The 18,464-nt window shown below is 40.7% G+C and carries 11 protein-coding genes; 10 read left to right on the forward strand and 1 reads right to left on the reverse strand.

Features of this window, described 5'->3' with window-relative positions; genetic code table 11:
- The 5 genes from AC1DRQ_RS23730 to AC1DRQ_RS23750 form a co-directional block, all read left to right on the forward strand.
- Positions 1-1,270, forward strand: a 1,270-nt coding sequence (locus AC1DRQ_RS23730; RefSeq protein WP_477427447.1) for a SusC/RagA family TonB-linked outer membrane protein, incomplete at its 5' end; no start/stop codon positions are given.
- Between the two features lie 10 nt (positions 1,271-1,280).
- A complete protein-coding gene (locus AC1DRQ_RS23735) occupies positions 1,281-3,125 on the forward strand; it encodes a RagB/SusD family nutrient uptake outer membrane protein (protein ID WP_477427449.1) in 1,845 nt (614 codons plus the stop codon).
- Between the two features lie 98 nt (positions 3,126-3,223).
- The gene (locus AC1DRQ_RS23740) at positions 3,224-6,562 is read left to right on the forward strand and encodes a VCBS repeat-containing protein (protein WP_477427451.1); all 3,339 of its coding nucleotides are present in this window, start codon (positions 3,224-3,226) and stop codon (positions 6,560-6,562) included.
- A gap of 1 nt (position 6,563) precedes the next feature.
- Complete coding sequence (locus AC1DRQ_RS23745) at positions 6,564-7,904, forward strand: vanadium-dependent haloperoxidase (RefSeq protein ID WP_477427453.1); 1,341 nt, start codon at positions 6,564-6,566, stop codon at positions 7,902-7,904.
- 133 nt (positions 7,905-8,037) lie between these two features.
- Positions 8,038-9,045, forward strand: coding sequence for a GntR family transcriptional regulator (locus AC1DRQ_RS23750; RefSeq protein ID WP_477427455.1), 1,008 nt, complete (start codon positions 8,038-8,040; stop codon positions 9,043-9,045).
- Positions 9,046-9,053: 8 nt separating this feature from the next.
- Here the strand turns inward: AC1DRQ_RS23750 and AC1DRQ_RS23755 are convergent, their stop codons facing one another.
- Positions 9,054-10,085: a GntR family transcriptional regulator gene (locus tag AC1DRQ_RS23755; protein WP_477427457.1), complete on the reverse strand. Its 1,032-nt coding sequence runs from the start codon at positions 10,083-10,085 to the stop codon at positions 9,054-9,056.
- 234 nt (positions 10,086-10,319) lie between these two features.
- On the opposite strand from AC1DRQ_RS23755, the gene rhaM reads away from it, so the two are divergent.
- The 5 genes from rhaM to AC1DRQ_RS23780 form a co-directional block, all read left to right on the forward strand.
- Positions 10,320-10,634 (forward strand): L-rhamnose mutarotase, encoded by a 315-nt coding sequence (rhaM, locus tag AC1DRQ_RS23760; protein ID WP_477427459.1) that lies wholly within the window; start codon positions 10,320-10,322, stop codon positions 10,632-10,634.
- 22 nt (positions 10,635-10,656) lie between these two features.
- Positions 10,657-14,409 (forward strand): DUF4450 domain-containing protein, encoded by a 3,753-nt coding sequence (locus AC1DRQ_RS23765; RefSeq protein ID WP_477427461.1) that lies wholly within the window; start codon positions 10,657-10,659, stop codon positions 14,407-14,409.
- A 174-nt stretch (positions 14,410-14,583) separates the two neighbouring features.
- Complete coding sequence (locus tag AC1DRQ_RS23770; protein WP_477427463.1) at positions 14,584-15,933, forward strand: rhamnogalacturonan acetylesterase; 1,350 nt, start codon at positions 14,584-14,586, stop codon at positions 15,931-15,933.
- A gap of 133 nt (positions 15,934-16,066) precedes the next feature.
- Entirely contained in the window at positions 16,067-17,293 is a 1,227-nt protein-coding gene (locus tag AC1DRQ_RS23775; protein ID WP_477427465.1) for an oligogalacturonate lyase family protein, read from the forward strand.
- Between the two features lie 14 nt (positions 17,294-17,307).
- A partial coding sequence (locus AC1DRQ_RS23780; protein ID WP_477427467.1) for a glycosyl hydrolase occupies positions 17,308-18,464 on the forward strand: 1,157 nt, incomplete at its 3' end.

An 18,464-nucleotide genomic window follows, 5' to 3' on the forward strand; every position in this document is an offset into this window, starting at 1 on the left:
TTTCCCGGGTATATCAGCCGGTTGGAGAATCTCCGAAGAAGGTTTCTTTAAAAACAACGTAAAATTTATTCAAAATTTGAAACTGCGCGGATCATGGGGCCAAATGGGTAACGATAATGTTGTTAAACCTGGTACCACTACATTAGCAGAATATGCTTATTTGGCATTAAATAATGTTAATTCATATATAATTAATGGCGCGCCGGCTCAAACATTATCCGAAAATGGGGTGCCGAACCCCAATTTTACCTGGGAAGTGGCCAACAATAGTGATGTAGCGTTAGAAGGAACTATCCTAAACGGAAAATTGGATTTTACACTGGAAGCATTTTTAAACAAACGCACCCAAATATTATGGCCCTCTACAGCTTCGGTGCCTGCAACAGGAATACCATATGCGTTGCTGCCACCTGTAAATTATGGAAAAGTGACCAATAAAGGATGGGAGTTTCAATTTAGCTACCATGATAAAATTGGTGAGGTAAGGTATAACGTAGGTGTAAACGGGGGATATGCAAAAAACAGAATTGATCAATGGGACGAGGCCCCCGGAGCACCAGCCTGGCAAAAATCAACCGGGCATCCTATCGGAAGCCAGCTTTATTACGTTTATGATGGTATATTTTCTACCCAGGCTCAAATTGATGCTAATAAGGTTGATTATAGCGGTGTTGGTGCCAGTACCCTTCGCCCGGGCGACATGGTATATAAAGATATAAATGGCGACGGGAAAATTACCGGAGACGATCAGGTGAGGCAAGACAAAACAAATCAGCCCACCTTTCAGGGAGGCTTCAATTTGGGGGTTCAGTATAAAAACTTCGATCTGACTGTTTTATTCCAGGGTGCAGCCGGCGGCCAAATTTTTCTGCAAACAGAATCGGGCACTATAGGTAACTTCCTGCAATGGAGCTATGACCATCGTTGGACGGTTGATAACCCGAGCACAACAGCCCCACGTACCGTTGATAGAAATAACCAGTATTTTTCTGGAGGAGGCTACAATTCTGCAGGAATCCTTATCAATGGAAACACTTATTGGTTGCTTAATACAAATTATATCAGACTTAAAAATGCCGAACTTGGTTACACTATCCCTGTTGCGTTAACTTCAAAAATTGGTATAAGCAATTTACGGATATATGCAAATGGCCTTAACCTGCTTACATTTTCTAAACAGAAAATTTATGACCCTGAATCAACCAGTGCGTCCGGTCAATATTATCCGCAGGCAAGAGTAGTTAATATGGGAGTAAGTGTAAAATTTTAATTTGAACGATATGAAAACATTTATAAGAAATATTTTACCAGTCGCGATACTGTTGGCAGTGCTGCTTGCTTCGTGTAAGAAGGAATTCTTAAGCACCAAGCCATCGAATCAAGCATCATCAGAACTCACCTGGTCCGATCCAAACCTTTCCGAAGCTTTTGTTACCGAGCTTTATAACGGCTTGCACGATGCAGAGCTTAATCAGGAAAGTATGGACTGTATTACCGACAATGCCCTCTATAATTTTGGTAAGCAAGATATTATGGAGGCCAATATAAGTCCTTCGCATTTAGGATGGGTAAACAATACCTATGAGTGGAATGAAATGTACGCCCGGATAAGATCAGCTAACCTTGCTTTGGAGCAGCTGACCGTGTCTAAATTGGATAAAGCATTAGTTACCAGGCTTATGGGTGAAGCCCATTTTATGCGGGCCTATTTTTACAACCAACTGCTGCGTTATTATGGTGGTGTGCCAATTGTAACAACTACCTATACGCTTACATCTCCTGATTATACTGTTGCCAGGAATACTTATGCTCAATGTGTTGATTTTATAGTGAGCGAGCTGGATGCAGCCAACTCGTCGTTAACTGGCCTTAGCCAGGCAAAAGGGCGCGCTACCGCCGATGCCGCCGTAGCTTTAAAAATAAGGGTGCTGCTATATGCAGCCAGTAAGCTGCATACTCCTGGTGGTGTGGCCTCATTAAAAAGCTTAGGCTCTTTCAAAAATCCCGAGCTTTTAGGTTATACAACCGCTGCTCATGATGCTAACTGGCAAAAAGTTTATGATTTGGCAAAGGCATTTATGCTTAAAGGCGGATATGGTTATGCACTTGATTTATCAGCTCCTGCCAGTGCCACCGATGGATTTACAAATTATCAAAATTCTTATTTGTCAAGAAATGGCGGCGAAAAAGAGATAATTTTTGCCCGCTATTTCAGCAATAGCAAAGATGAATGGGGTGCATGGTATGGCAGAAACAACTGTACCAACGGATATCATGGCTGGACATCAAGCGAACCTACCCAAAACATGGTAGATGATTATGAAATGATGGACGGTACCAAATTCGATTGGAGCAAACCCGCAGAAGCGGCAGCGCCCTATACAAACAGGGACCCGCGTTTTTATGCATCTGTTTTATATGATGGCGCCCCATGGAAACCCCGCACATCCGATGGTGCAGGTATAGATCCCTATAATGAAATACAAATGGGTACTTATCAAACTGGCAGTTCGGGCAGCCCGGCAACTTATTTCGGCTTGGATACCAGAAATGGCCCTATCGAAAACTGGAACGGAACCCGTACCGGCTATGCCATCAGGAAGTTTATGGATCCCAATCCGGCTATTGTTGATCAAAATACCCGTTCTGAAGTGCCATCGCCTTTAATAAGATACACTGAAGTTGTATTTAACTTTGTAGAAGCATGTCTTGAATTAAATAAGGAGGAAGAGGCCAGGACATGGCTCAATAAAATCCGTTTCCGTTCAGGAATGCCTGCAATTACAGATGCCGGTGATGCTCTGCTGCAGCGGTACAGAAACGAGCGTAACGTAGAAATGATGTTTGAAGAACAACGGTTTTATGACGCGCGCCGCTGGATGATTGCGCCAACAACGCTGGGCAATAAAGCAAGGATCATAAAAATTACGGGGACTTTAAAGCCAGGTAAAACGGTAAATATTTATAGGTACAATACCGATAATTACAACTATACATACACGGTTCAGGATCTTGATCCCGGAGTTGAAAACCGTATCTGGGATGACAAGATTTATTTTCCGCCTATTAGCCGCGATGAGATTAACAAAAACAAGAAGTTAATTCAAAATCCAGGGTATAATTAAGGAGTTATAAAATTCTTATACATTTATAGTAAGAAGAATGCCGGCAGTAATGCCGGCATTCTTTTATATTTTTAGTCCATAAACTTAAGTTGAACCTGGTGAACACGAACATTAAATTATTTTCCCATCTACTTTTTACTGCAATTATTGCACTTACCGGTTGTAATCATGCAACTGAAAATAAAGAATCAGCGGATAACAGCACTAATCCATTATTTACCTTACTATCGCCTGAGCAAACTCATGTGGACTTTAGCAATACATTAACCGAGGGTTTAAATACCAATGTGTTGATGTATGAATACTTTTACAATGGTGGAGGGGTAGCCACGGGCGATTTGAACGGAGATGGTTTGCCCGATGTGTATTTTACCGGCAACATGACCGATAACAAACTGTACCTGAACAAAGGGCACATGCAGTTTACAGATATTACAGCTATTGCCGACGTAAGCGGCCGGCCCGGTCCCTGGAAAACAGGGGTTACAATGGCCGATGTAAACGGCGACGGTAAGCTGGATATGTATGTTTGCTATTCAGGGAATGTAAGGGCCGAAAAGCGCGAAAATCAACTGTTTATTAACGAGGGAAATGACAAAGACGGGATCCCGCATTTTACAGAACAAGCACAACAGTATGGGTTAGCAGATGCTGGATACAGTACTCAGGCTGTTTTTTTTGATTACGACAGAGACGGCGATCTTGATATGTTTTTATTAAATCACAGCCCCATTCAGTTACCTATTTTGGACGAGGCAAATACAGCCTCCATCTTAAAAAAAACAAATTCGTTAAATGGGGTTAAATTGTACAGGAACGATAACGGTTTGTTTAAAAATATTACAGCGCAGGCCGGAATAAGCAGCTCAGACCTTACCTATGGTCTTGGAGCTGCAATTGTTGATATCAATGGTGATGGATGGCCTGATATTTATATATCCAATGATTATACCATACCCGATTTTCTGTATGTAAACAATGGCGATGGCACCTTCACCAATAAATTACAATCTTCCCTGGGGCATACCTCACAGTTTTCTATGGGGAATAATATCTCAGATATAAATAATGATGCTTTACCGGATATTTTTACGCTTGATATGCTTCCGGAAGACAACCGCAGGCAAAAGTTATTGTTTGCGCCTGATAATTATGAAAAATTTGACTTAAGTCTTCGTACCGGCTTCTATTATCAGTATATGCGTAATATGCTACAAATTAACAACGGTAACGGAACTTTTAGCGAGGTTGGCCAATTATCAGGTATTTCGAATACCGACTGGAGCTGGGCCCCGTTATTTGCAGATTATGATAACGATGGCTGGAAAGATCTGTTTGTAACCAATGGCTATACCCGCGATTTTACTAATATGGATTTTATGAAGTATATGGGCGATTTTTTGAAAGATAGAAGAATGCTGCGTAAGGACATATATAATTTGGTACAACAAATACCATCCTCGCAAGTAAAAAGTTACTTTTTTAAAAATAATGGCGATCTAACCTTTACAAATACCAGTGACCCGTGGGGTATTACGCAATCATCAAATAGTAATGGCGCGGCTTATGCCGATCTGGATAATGACGGTGATCTTGACCTTGTAGTTAACAACATTAACCAGCCCGCGTTTATTTATCAAAACGAATCTGATAAGCAATCAAATAACCACTACCTGCAACTCAGGCTGGAGGGGGCCGGGAAAAACACACAGGGCATAGGAGCAAAAGTTACCATTTACGTAAAAAACAAAAAACAATACCTGGAGCAGATGCCAAGCAGGGGCTTTCAATCAAGCGTATCACCAATATTGCATTTTGGCTTAGGGAAGGATAAACAAATAGACTCTTTACGCATAGTATGGCAGCAAGGCAAAGAGCAGGTAATAAAGAACATTAAGGCAGATCAGCTATTGGTGTTGAATGAGAAAAATGCCAATGAAACCTATCAAATACCCGGCACTATAAAATCTATTTTTACGGAGACTCAATCGCCAATAATAAATAAACAGGAAAAAAATAGCCTTAATGATTTTAAGCGTCAGCCGCTTATGGTAAACCCACTGTCGTTTTCGGGCCCGTGTATGATAAAGGGTGATGTAAATGGTGATGGATTGGAAGATGTTTATGTAGGTGGGGGTAATGGGAAACCGGGTATCATATACATTCAGCAGACTGGTGGCAAGTTCGCTGTAAAACCGGAATCCTCTTTTGATAACGATAAAAAGAGCAGCGACGCAGATGCCGTGTTTTTTGACGCCAACGGCGATGGTAAACCGGATTTATACGTGTGTTCCGGAGGTTATGATAATTATACACCCGATGACCCTTTATTACAGGACAGGCTTTATTTAAATGATGGCCAGGGTAATTTTACTAAAGTAAAAGATGCGTTGCCGGCAATGCGCAGCAGTAAAAGTTGTGTAAGAGTGGCTGATATCAATGCCGACGGGCATCCCGACTTATTTGTAGGGGGCAGGGTTATACCAGGCAGATACCCCGAAACACCGGCCAGCTATATACTTATAAATGATGGTAAGGGACATTTTACTGATGAAACCATTCAATACAACCCACAGCTGCAACATATAGGTATGGTAACCGATGCTGCCTGGGTGGATATGAACGGCGATAAAAAACCGGATTTGGTTATAGTAGGAGAGTGGATGCCTGTAACCATAATGACAAATGTTAATGGCAAACTGGTGAATAATACAAAGAACTATTTTGATGCCCCAAGCAGCGGCTGGTGGAATAAGATCCTGGTTGATGACTTTAACCACGACGGGCATCCCGATCTTATTGTTGGAAATCAGGGGCTAAATAGTCAGTGTAAAGCCAGCGTAAAGGAGCCTGCAGAGATGTATTATAAGGATTTTGATGATAATGGCGCAGTTGACCCAATCCTCTGTTTTTATATCCAACATAAAAGTTACCCTTATGTAACCCGTGATGAACTCCTGGAACAGATCAGTATGATGCGCTCACGTTTCCCTGATTATAAGAGTTATGCCGATGCTGGGCTTACAGATATATTTACTGGTTTAGAGTTAAAAGGAGCAGCTTATTTACAAGCTAATAACCTTGCTACTACGTGTTTTTTAAGCGATGATAAAGGTAAGTTGCATTCATCTTCATTACCGTTGCAGGTTCAATTTTCACCAGTGTATACCATAACTACTTTAGATTATGACCATGATGGTAATAAGGATATGCTTTTATGCGGTAATATTAACAGGGCCAGGCTACGCTTTGGAAAGTATGATGCCAATTATGGTATATTGCTAAAAGGTGATGATAAAGGACATTTTACCTATATCCCACAAATGCAATCTGGTTTTAAATTATGGGGAGATGTAAGGAGTGTGATAGAAGTTAATCATACCTTATTATTCGGAATTAATCAACAGGGAATAAAAGCCTATAAAGAAAACCAATAGTATGAAAAAAAAGGCTTTATTATTTATGCTGTTTATCGCGGTTGTTTTACATAATAGCTGTAAAAACGATAAACCAAAGCAACCGGTACTAACCAGTATGGATATCACAAAAGTGATAAACCAGATGACCGAAATTATGGTACATGATGTAACTAACCCACCTTTGGCGGCGCGATTTTTTTCGTATACCTGCCTTGCCGGATATGAAGTTATAGCAGAAAACGACAAAACGGTGAAAAGTATGCATGGTGTTTTAAACGAATATCCGGTTATCAAAAAACCAGGGTACGCACGCGGATATGCCTATCAACTAAGCGCTTTAATAGCCATGATGGAAACAGCAGGAAAGCTGCAGCCATCAGGTAACTTATTGATCAAATACGAACAGCAGTTTTTGGATTCGTGTAAAAAAATAGGTTTTACCGATGAAGTTATTGATAGCTCCAAACATTATGCACAGGCTATTAGTAAGCAAATACTTGCCTACGTTAAAAAAGATAAATACAACAGGATAAGTAATTATACGAGGTATACCCCACTTGGAAAAGACAGCACCTGGTATCCAACACCGCCTGCTTATATGGCACCGGTTGAGCCATATTTTAATACCATACGTCCGTTAACGCTTGATTCTTCTTCGCAGTTTCTGCCCGATCCGCCTATACCTTTTTCCGTTAATAAGCAATCTGCTTTTTATAAATTCATGATAATGAACTATAAAGCAAGCGGAAAAGGGTTAACACCAGAACAACGCACCATAGCTGGTTTTTGGGATTGCAATCCATTTGCTGTACAGGATAACGGGCATATGTTGGTGGGCTTAAAAAAGATCTCCCCGGGGGCGCATTGGATGGGAATTACAGGTATAGCCTGCCGGCAGGCTAAAACCGGGTTTTCAAAGGCCATGGAAATTCATACCGTAGTAGCCATAGGGTTATTAGATGGCTTTATATGCTGCTGGGACGATAAATACAGGACAAACCGTATTCGCCCTGAAACAGCCATCCGCCGGTATATTGATGTTAACTGGAAGCCTTTATTACAAACGCCTCCATTTCCTGAATATATCAGCGGTCATTCTGTAATATCATCAGCGTCTGCAGTCATTCTTACACACTACTTTGGGAACAATTTTCATTATACCGACAATGTGGAAGTAAAATATGGACTCAAACCGCGAGACTTTAATTCATTTAACCAGGCTGCTACCGAGGCTGGTATGTCACGCTTTTGGGGCGGTATTCACTTTAAGGATGCAATTGATAATGGTTTGATACAGGGTGTTAAAATTGGTGAATGGGTATTAAGCAAATACAAGGGTAAGGCAGGCCATCATGAATAGGTAACCGGGCTTTACTTACTGCCCTAAGAGATCAATTTTTAAGTATAGATATGCAGATTTTTTGAATAATATTTTAAGTTCATTTACATCATGCTTATCTTTCTAAAAATACAGCATTGATATAAGTTATAAAATGGCAGCAAAAGGAAGGACCAATTATGGTATGAAGTCCCTTGTACAGCAAATAACCAATTCCATTAAAAAGGATATAGATAAAGGCGTTTTTCGAAAAAATGAAAAACTATTATCCATCAATATTTATAGCAAACAATTTGGCGTAGCAAGAGATACCATTGAAAAAGCTTATATAAAACTTAAACAGGAAGGTTATATTCATTCAGTTTCTGGAAAAGGGTACTTTGTTATTGGTAAACCTGATGTACGAATAAAGGTGCTGTTGCTATTCAATAAATTGAGTTCCTATAAAAAAACAGTTTATGATTCCATTGTAAATACCTTAGGAAACAAAGGAAAGGTTGATCTTCATATTCACCATTATAACCCGGCTTTGCTCGAAGAAAGTATTGATACCAATTTAGGAAATTATCATTATTACGTGGTGATGCCGCATTTTTTTGATCATGCTAATGAGCAGGAATATTTAAATGTTTTAAGTAAGATCCCGCCTGATCAATTAATATTATTAGATAAAGATATTCCCAAATTAAATAAATGGTCGGCAGTATACCAGGATTTCAGAAATGATATTTATGGTGCATTAAATGCGGTTAAATATCTTATCATAAAATATGAAAGAGTTGTTATCATATATCCGTCTGACCGGCACCATCCACCTGAAATAAAGGATGGGGTTGCTCAGTTTTGCACGGAAAATGACAAGAAATTTGAAGTTGTTACGTCAATTAAACTTGATGAGCTTATAAAAGGAACTGTTTATATTGCCCTCACAGAGCATGACCTGGCAGATCTGATTAAAGGGGTTAGAATCACCGGTAGTAAATTAGGAAAGGATATTGGTATTATCTCCTTTAATGAAACTGTATTTAAAGAGCTGTTAGATATTACCGTAATTTCAACCGACTTTGAAGAAATGGGCAGGAAAACAGCAGAACTGATGCTCCAGAACAAGGCGGCAATTATTAAAAATGAATTTAAAATTATTATCAGAAAATCGCTTTAACGGGCATCCTATAAAGATGATCTTAAAGTGAGGTAAAAAGGGACTTCATAACGGGCGGTAGTGCCATTTTTAATAATTTCTGCCGTCATTTCTCCCATCTTTTMAAAATCTGTTGATATGGTAGTCAAACCGTTTAAGATGATTTTTTTAAGCGGGGTTTCATTATAAGATATCACACCTACATCTTTACCTATCAGTAATTTGGTAGCCAGGATCCGTTCAATCAAAACAACAAGGTCATTTTCCATCAGGTTAATAAAAACCTCACCTTCGTTTATGGGTTCTCCCTGTATATCATGAACTACTTTATAAGTAAATGCATACTGAATGGAAAAGCTAAAAAAGCCCTTCAATATCTCACCGGGAAAATAAGTGTATTCAGGAAATATGATCTTTAATGTATGGTACTTGCTTAGTTGCGGCAGGGCTTGTTCCAGGGCCTGAAATATATCTTTTTCAAAATTTTCATATACAGCAGCAAAATCGCCTTTTACACCCGGCACCAGTTTATCAAGTATGATTAGTTTTTCTTTGGGCAGTGTATTAATTATGTCGTGTACATTTTCACCGCCATCCATAAAGTGGGGTAAAATTACATAGTGCGTGTAATCGTTATTTTTATTTTGAAGTAACTTTTTGAAAAACTCAAAGTCGTTATTGTAGATATAAAAATCAATAGCTGCTTCATGTCCAAGGCCATCAACAATGGCATCATATACCAACTTTTTATGCGTGCTTAACTTATTAAATATTAAAAACACTTTAAATTGCTGGTCGGCCTCCGTGTTTTTAATATAATACCCCTTACCCGGAACAGAACCAAGCAAGCCAATTGATTTTAAATGCTTATATGCTTTTTCGGCAGTATCACGTGATATTTCAAAGTTGAGATTTAACTCATTAATGGAAGGTAGCGTTTCATTAATAGTCAATTTTCCTTCGCGTACACTTTTAATAATGGAGTTGGCTAACTGTATATATTTAGGTGTGGATGAATAATAATCAATATATATGTAATCCAAAAATCGCGAAGACTTCATAATGTATCCTTAAATTGGCTATCTGATTAACCGAAAATAAACTTAAAAGTAAATTTATTGGAACTAAAGGTAAAACTTTTCGGTAGTTAATCATGACACTACAGGATGGTTTGATAGGTAAAGCAGTCTTATTTTAGCGAAATGCAATAAGCTTGTTAAAAAAAGACCAACTTTTTAGTGACAAGCTCATACCAATTATAAAATACTGCATTTAATTAAATAAACATTTATATAATGGATCGCGTAGCATTTAAAATGAAACTTTTTCCGGGCTTTGAGCAGGAGTACAAAAAACGTCATGATGAAATATGGCCTGAATTATCAGCATTATTAAAGGAAACAGGAGTAAATGACTATTCAATATTCCTGGACGAAGAAACCAATAACCTTATCGGCGTTTTAAAAGTAACCGACAAAGTGTTGCTGGATACCTTGCCTGCAAAGGCGCTTATGCAAAAATGGTGGGCTTATATGGGCGATATTATGGAAAGCAACGCTGATAATTCACCGGTAAGCATCCCGTTAAAAGAGGTTTTTTACTTGCCATAATTGAAATATAAACTGATACTGAATGTGTGATAGGCCAAAGTGCGCTGTTGTTGCCCTGTACATCAAAATTGATGTAAGCGACTTTTTGAACGCTGTTTGTAAACTTTTTTTGCTGATGTTTTTACTTGTTGGCGCTGGTACAGTTTATGGACAGTCTAACACACGGCTTTGGCATCATAAGGAACGCGAATTGCGTTATCGGCCTGATGGGCAGGATTTTGTAATCCTTAACGGTACGCATCGGTTTAACAGGGCGCTTTACGGCACCCACACCGCTTTTAGGGTAGAAACCGGTGATCTGCCTGAGTTTGCCCTTTACCTGCCCGGTATGGGCGGTAACCTTAAATTAGGACTAATAAAAGGCGATCAAAGTAAATGGCTCATCAACGCTGAATTTATTGAGGCACGTTATCATCCGGGTAGCATGATCTATAAGATCAAAGATGCCATGCTGGGCAAGAGCGGTATCCTCACTATCAAAGTACTTGCGGGTTCGACAGCCGAGAATATGCTGGTAAAGGCGAATTTTTCCAATTCCGATAAACAGGTTAAACTATTTTGGGCATTTGGAGGTGCTACGGGTAAAAAGTTTTCCAGGGATGGAGATATCGGCGCCGACCCTGAATCCAGTTTTTATATGCAGCCTGATTATTGCAAGGGAAATGGTTTCTTGTTTAGTGGTCAGCGTTTTACACTCAATTTTAGCGGGAAAAGTTTAAGTGAGGCCGGACGTTATGAAAATGATCAGGTTAAATCAGCAGCACAGAAAGTTGAAATAACCTCCAAAAATGTGTTGTATGGGCTTTACCCGACATCGGCAAAAATTCATTTGGTTGATGCTAATACACAAAGTTCCCCGCTGGTAATGCTTAACGCTAAAGCGGATGATAAACCTGTTATTGCCGGTTTAGTGGATGGTGTGCCTGATAAAAACCTGTTTTGGGTGATACAGAATGGGAAAAGTCTGGACAATGCTGATCCCGCAAAACTTTTTAATGAAGCGGAAGCCTATGTTAAAGAATTAGCCTCACGGGTTGTTGTGCATACTCCAGACCCTTACATTAATACTATTGGTGGTACATTGAGCGTAGCAGCCGATGGTATTTGGGAAAGTCCTTCGTATATGCATGGAGCGGTGGCATGGCGAATGCGCCTGCCTGCCTGGCGTGGGCCGTATGTTGCAGACCCATTAGGCTGGCATGACAGGGCCTGGTCGCACTTTAGCAGTTATGCGCTCTCCCAAATTACCGAACCTGCATTTGGGCCCGTTGTGGCCGATACTGCCCTGCACATAGCCCGCCAGCTGGAAAAACTGGGCACATCCATGTTCAGCAGCGGTTATATCAGTCGTAATCCGGGTGGGGATATACGCCCGCATCATTATGATATGAACCTGGTATATATGGATGAATTGCTTAATCATTTTAAATGGACTGGCAATTTGGATGAGGTTAAAAAAATATGGCCGGTTATGGAACGCCACCTGGCCTGGGAAAAAAGAAACTTTGATGCCGATGGAGACGGTTTGTACGATGCCTATTGTGCCATTTGGGCAAGTGATGCCCTGCAATACAGCGGCGGCGGGGTAACTCATTCATCAGCTTATAACTACCGGGCCAATAAAACAGCGGCTTATTTAGCAGGACTCATAGGCAAAAATCCTGTACCCTATGAGCAGGAAGCCAATAAAATATTAAAAGCTATTAATAAAACCTTATGGATGCCGGGCAAGGGTAATTATGCAGAATATCAGGATCTGCTGGGCCTACGCCAGTTACATCCGTCTGCGGGCTTGTGGACTATTTATCACGCTATTGATTCTGATGTACCCGACGCTTTACAAACCTATCAGGCATTAAGATATGTKGATACACRGATCCCTCATATTCCGATCGTAGCCAAAGGGTTATCAGGTAATGATTATTTGCTTTCTACCACCAATTGGTTGCCCTATGATTGGTCACTGAATAATGTAGTGATGGCCGAAAATCTGCATACGGCTTTGGCCTATTGGCAAGGCAACCGACAGGAAGATGCTTTTACGCTCTGGAAAAGCGCGATACTGGAAAGCATGTACCTCGGTGCCAGCCCTGGTAATTTTCAACAGATCTCATTTTATGATGCCCATAGGGGAGAACTATACCGCGATTTTGCCGATCCTATAGGTATGGCAGCACGCTCGCTGGTAGAGGGGTTATTCGGTATTAGGCCCGATTTATTAAAAGATAGGCTAACCATTAAGCCCGGCTTACCACAAAGTTGGAGTTACGCCTCATTGTCAGTACCGGATATAAAGTTTGATTTTAAACGTCAGGGGCAAACGGATACCTATAACATTAAACCATCTTTTAATAAAACAACATCATTGAAGTTTCAGATAGCGGCAAGATCAGTTTCTGTAACGTCGGTTACGCTAAATGGCCGCCCTACTAAATGGACAACAGTTCCAGATGCAGTAGGTGAGCCTGTTTTACAAATAGTGGCAGGTAAACAAAAGTCCTATCAAATAAAAATAACATGGGGATTGGAAAAGCCGCAACTGGTATTGCCGGTGAAAGTTTACGCCGTCAAAAGTGTATTTACAGTGGTATTTAACAAAGCAAAGGTTATTCAGATCAATGATCCTCAGCAAGTATTGGATCATCCGGTTATCACCGGGAAAAGTATAAACGCAATAACAGGTCATTCACCGGGCGATCATACCTTTTTTGTGAAGTTAAAGCAGGGCCGCTTTGCCTGGTGGCAACCGGTAAATTTAAAAATAACGACCCCGTTAACCATAATTGCTGATACACTGCAAAGCAATAATGAATTACGATTTAAAGTAATGAATAACGCTTCGGGAAGGAACATATCTATCACTGTTAATCCTGAATTGCAAGCGGTTTATCATGCAAATATTATAGTGAATCCTACCCAAACATCGGCTTCTATAACTATCCCCGCAGCTTACCTGGTACCCGGCAGTAATCATATCCGTTTATCAAATGGCCAAAATGTGATTGATACCAGTTTGGTAAACTGGAATATCACTAAGCAGCAGGATTGGCAATTAGAAACGGTTGACCTGAAACCATACTTTAACGACAGACTTACACAGATCTTTAAAAATAAGTACCTGTTGCCCCGGCCGCAATCACCTACGTTGCAACTACCCTGGCAAGGTATAGGCAACTGGGCTTACCCACTGATAACAGCCAATATTGATGATAGCGGTTTAAAAAAGTCTGCACAGGAGAATAAGGGTGTTTTTAAACTGCCCAATCAAATACCTTTTACCACACCAACAGATGATAGTAAGAACATCCTGTTCACCTCACGCTGGGATAATTATCCCAAAGAAGCAAGCATTCCGTTAAGCGGACAAGCTGCACACATTTATTTGCTCATGGCCGGTTCAACTAATCCTATGCAAACACGCATTACCAATGCCGTAATCACAATAAATTACCAGGATGGTACGCAAGCGTTTTTAAATATCAAAAATCCCGAAAATTGGTGGCCTATAGAGCAGGATGATGATTACGATGACTTTGCTTTTAATACCGGTGCCCCCAAACCATTACGGGTGTATTTTAAAACAGGTGAAGTAACTACTGATCAAACCAAATATATCAGTATAAAAGGCTATAGTACTAAAGGTATTGACGGCGGCGCCGGTACTGTACTTGATCTGCCACTTGATAATAAAAAACAGTTAAAGAACCTGCAATTAAAAACGTTGGCGAATGATGTGGTAGTAGGACTAATGGGCATTACCCTGATGCGCGAATAGGCAAAAGAAAAATAGGGTGATTTGTGAAAAAGCCCTTACGTGATGAATTTGTTACAATAAGAAGGCCTTTAATCAGGACGGTGCAGGACGCTGTTTGGGCGATCATGCTATAACTTTATCTATTATAAACCACAGCCCAGTTATGGGCGGCCAAATAACAGATAAACAATATACATGATGATCAAGCCGACTTATAGGGTCTTATTGTCTTTTTTTTGTTCCTTGCTGTGCCTTGCTTTGCCGGCAGAGCTTTTGGCGCAGGCTGCAAAAACCAGTTTTAAGTTTGACTTTGGCAGCGGCAAGGCCGCCTTAGGTTATCAAAAAGTAAATCTGAATGATACGTTTAATGATGCAAAAGGTTATGGTTTTGATTTTGGTTCAAAAGTAATTGCCGTAATTCTTGATGAKAAAAAACTGCTTACGAGCGATTTTGTGACCAGTAATAAGCCTTTTTATTTTTCGGTAAATGTGCCCGAGGGTAATTATAAAGTAACGCTGACTTTAGGGGATATTCATGGTAGCAGCAATACCACGGTACGCGCCGAGTCGCGCAGGCTGATGCTTGAAAAAGTTAAAACCGATAACGGCGCTACAAAAAAAGTGAGCTTTATTGTAAATATACGTAAGCCGGATATCAGCACAGGGGGTAAGATTGCCCTTAAAGCCCGTGAATTTGGAAAATATGACTGGGACAATAAGCTTAGTCTGGAATTTAGTGATACCAGGCCCTGTGTTGATGCCATAGAGATTGAAAAGGTAGATGATCAGGTAACTGTTTACCTGGCAGGTAACTCAACCGTGGTTGACCAGGATGATGAACCCTGGTGCTCATGGGGACAAATGATTCCCCGGTTTTTTAAACCAGGTGTAGCCATTGCAAATTATGCCGAATCGGGTCTTTCCCTGGGCAGTTTTTTGAATAGCCACCGTTTGGATAAGATATTAAGTATCATTAAACCAAATGATTATCTTTTTATTGAGTTTGGGCATAATGATCAGAAAGAAAAAGGCCCCGAAGATGGTGCTTATAAATCATACACTGATCGCTTTAAGCTGTTCATCAGCAAAATAAGGACTAAAAATGCTATTCCGGTTATTGTAACCTCCACCAGTCGCCGTGCTTTTAATGATAGTGGTAAAGTTGTGAATACGCTGGGTGACTATCCGGATGCAGCAAGAAAAGTTGCCAAAGAACTAAATGTGCCCTTGATAGATCTTAATGTAATGACGGCTAAATTTTATGAGGCTCTTGGTGATGAAGGCTCTAAAAAAGCTTTTGTATGGTACCCGGAAAATTCGTTTCCAAATCAGTCTAAAGCCCTTGCCGATAATACGCATTTTAACAGTTATGGAGCTTACGAAATCGCTAAATGCATTATAGAAGGCATCAGGGGCGACCACCTGAATATTGAGCGGTATGTTATTGACGCGCCTCCTTTTGATCCATCTCATCCTGACCCTGCTGATACTTTTAATTTACCCGCCAGCCCTAAAAACAGCACAATAAAACCCGACGGTAACTAACGGAATGATATGAAAAAGATCGCTGTAATTTTCTTAGTCATTGCGGGATGCTGTTACGGCTCATTTGCACAGGTTATCGCCCTGCGCGATCTGGATAAATATATTAATACCGACCAATTAAAACCTTAATAACATGATGATAAGCAAAAAACTTACTTTATTAGCTTTCACCCTTTTGCAGGCAGGCTTGTTGAACGCAAATGCACAGACAACCATGGAAACCGGGGGCACAAAACCCATGCCCGCTCAGTGGATCGATAAAGAAACCGGTCATAAAGTGGTACGCCTGGTGAACCGCGAAAACGAAAACGGGAGTTTTTATTTTAATAATACGCCCTTTGTCCCTCAAAAAAAGAACGAGGGAGACCTGATGGTGTTTTACGGCAAAACAGATAAAGGATCTCAGCTATTCACCGTTAATTTAAAAACACTGAAGACCGAACAGCTAACAAATCGTGAAAAGGTATCGGGAGAAATGGTTTGCGCGAAAACCAGTGAGGCTTTCTATCAAAGCGGCGACAGTATATTTGCTGTAAATGTTAATACGCATAGAACCAGGTTCATTTACGCTTTTGCCCCAGACTTTAAAGGAAGGGTTGGTACCGTAAATGCCGACGGAACTTACATGGCCTGCGTTAAAGCTACCGGTGAGCAGGAGCGTGAGATACTTGCCAAATATCCTGAAAAACATGATTTCTTTAACCGGATATATGATGCGCATATACAACATACCTTATATGTGCTTGATGTTAAACACAAAACATTAAAACAAATTCACCAGGAAAACGAATGGACAAACCATTTGCTTTTTTCGCCAACAGACCCCAATAATTTGTCTTATTGCCACGAAGGCCCCTGGGAAAAAGTAGACCGGATCTGGAACATCAATATAAAAACCGGCGACAACAAATTGCTGCATAAGCGTACTATGGTAAACGAAATCGCAGGCCACGAGTTTTTTTCTCCGCTTGGGAATACCGAATGGTTTGATTTGCAGAAACCCAAGGGACAAACATTTTTCCTGGCCGGCATTAATATGAAAACAGGCAAGGAAGACCGCGTTTACCAAATGGACAGGAACGAATGGTCAATCCATTTCAATGTTACTAAAGATGAGCAAACGTTTGCGGGTGATGGCGGTAATTCCGGGCAGGTAGCCAAAGCACCGGATGGTATGTGGATATATCTTTTTAAACCCAATGGAGATCATTTTAAATCAGAGAAACTGGTTAATATGAAAAACCATAACTACCACCTGGAGCCTAATGTGCATTTCTCCCCTGATGAAAAATGGGTTATCTTCAGAGCAAATTTTGAAGGTCATGAAGGGGTTTACGCGGTTGAAATTGCCAAACACTAAAAGCTAAGATCTACATGTCAATACTCCATAAAAACTTTAAAATAGCTGTCGCATTAGCGCTTTTAATAAGTTCACAAACAGCCTCGGCGCAAGTTGCATGGCCGGTGGTCACCAAACAAACAAAACCCTGGGCCCGATGGTGGTGGGAAGGTAGCGCGGTAAACAAAAAGGACCTTACCTGGAATATGAATAGCTACCATGACGCTGGTTTAGGCGGAATGGAAATAACACCTATTTACGGCGTAAAAGGACACGAAAGCGAATTTATTCAGTATTTATCGCCCCAATGGGTTGATATGCTGAAATATACGTTGCAGGAGGCCAACCGTTTGGATATGGGCATTGATCTGGCCAATGCTACCGGCTGGCCTTTTGGTGGGCCCTGGGTAACAGATCAGGATGCCAGTAAGGAACTGTTCTGGAAAAATTACGAGCTCAAGGGCGGGGATAAATTAAATGAAGCTGTTGTTTTTGTACAACAACCCTTAGTTCGCTCGGATGGTCAGGCACCAAAGATCACCGATTTGGTTGAGCCTATCGGCAGTAATAAAAACCTGCAATTGATGGCCCTTGATCAGGTACGGTTTGAAAAGCGTATACCCTTAACTGTTTTAATGGCCTATGATGGCAAAGGACAAAGCCTAAACCTTACAGATAAGGTAGATGCTGACGGCAAATTAAGCTGGACCGCACCGGTCGGCGACTGGAAACTATATGCGCTTTTTCAGGGATGGCATGGTAAAATGGTGGAACGTGCTGCGCCCGGAGGCGAAGGTTACGCAATTGATCATTTTTCAAAACCGGCGCTTGTGCATTATTTAGACAGGTTTGATCAGGCATTCAAAGGCCAGGACGTAAGTTCTATACGTGCCTATTTTAATGACTCGTACGAGGTGGATGATGCCCGTGGGCAATCAAACTTTACCCCGCAGTTTTTTGATGAGTTTATTAAACGCAGGGGTTATGATCTGCGCGCTCATCTGCCAGCTTTGTTTGGCAATGATAACAAAGAAAACAATAACAGGATACTGTGCGATTACCGGGAAACCATATCTGATCTGTTGCTGGATAATTTTACCAAACCCTGGCATGAATGGGGTAAATCAAAAGGCGCTTTAATCCGTAATCAATCGCACGGATCACCATCAAATATATTAGATCTGTATGCGGC

It is taken from the genome of Mucilaginibacter sp. P4_E8 (genome assembly GCF_056401495.1).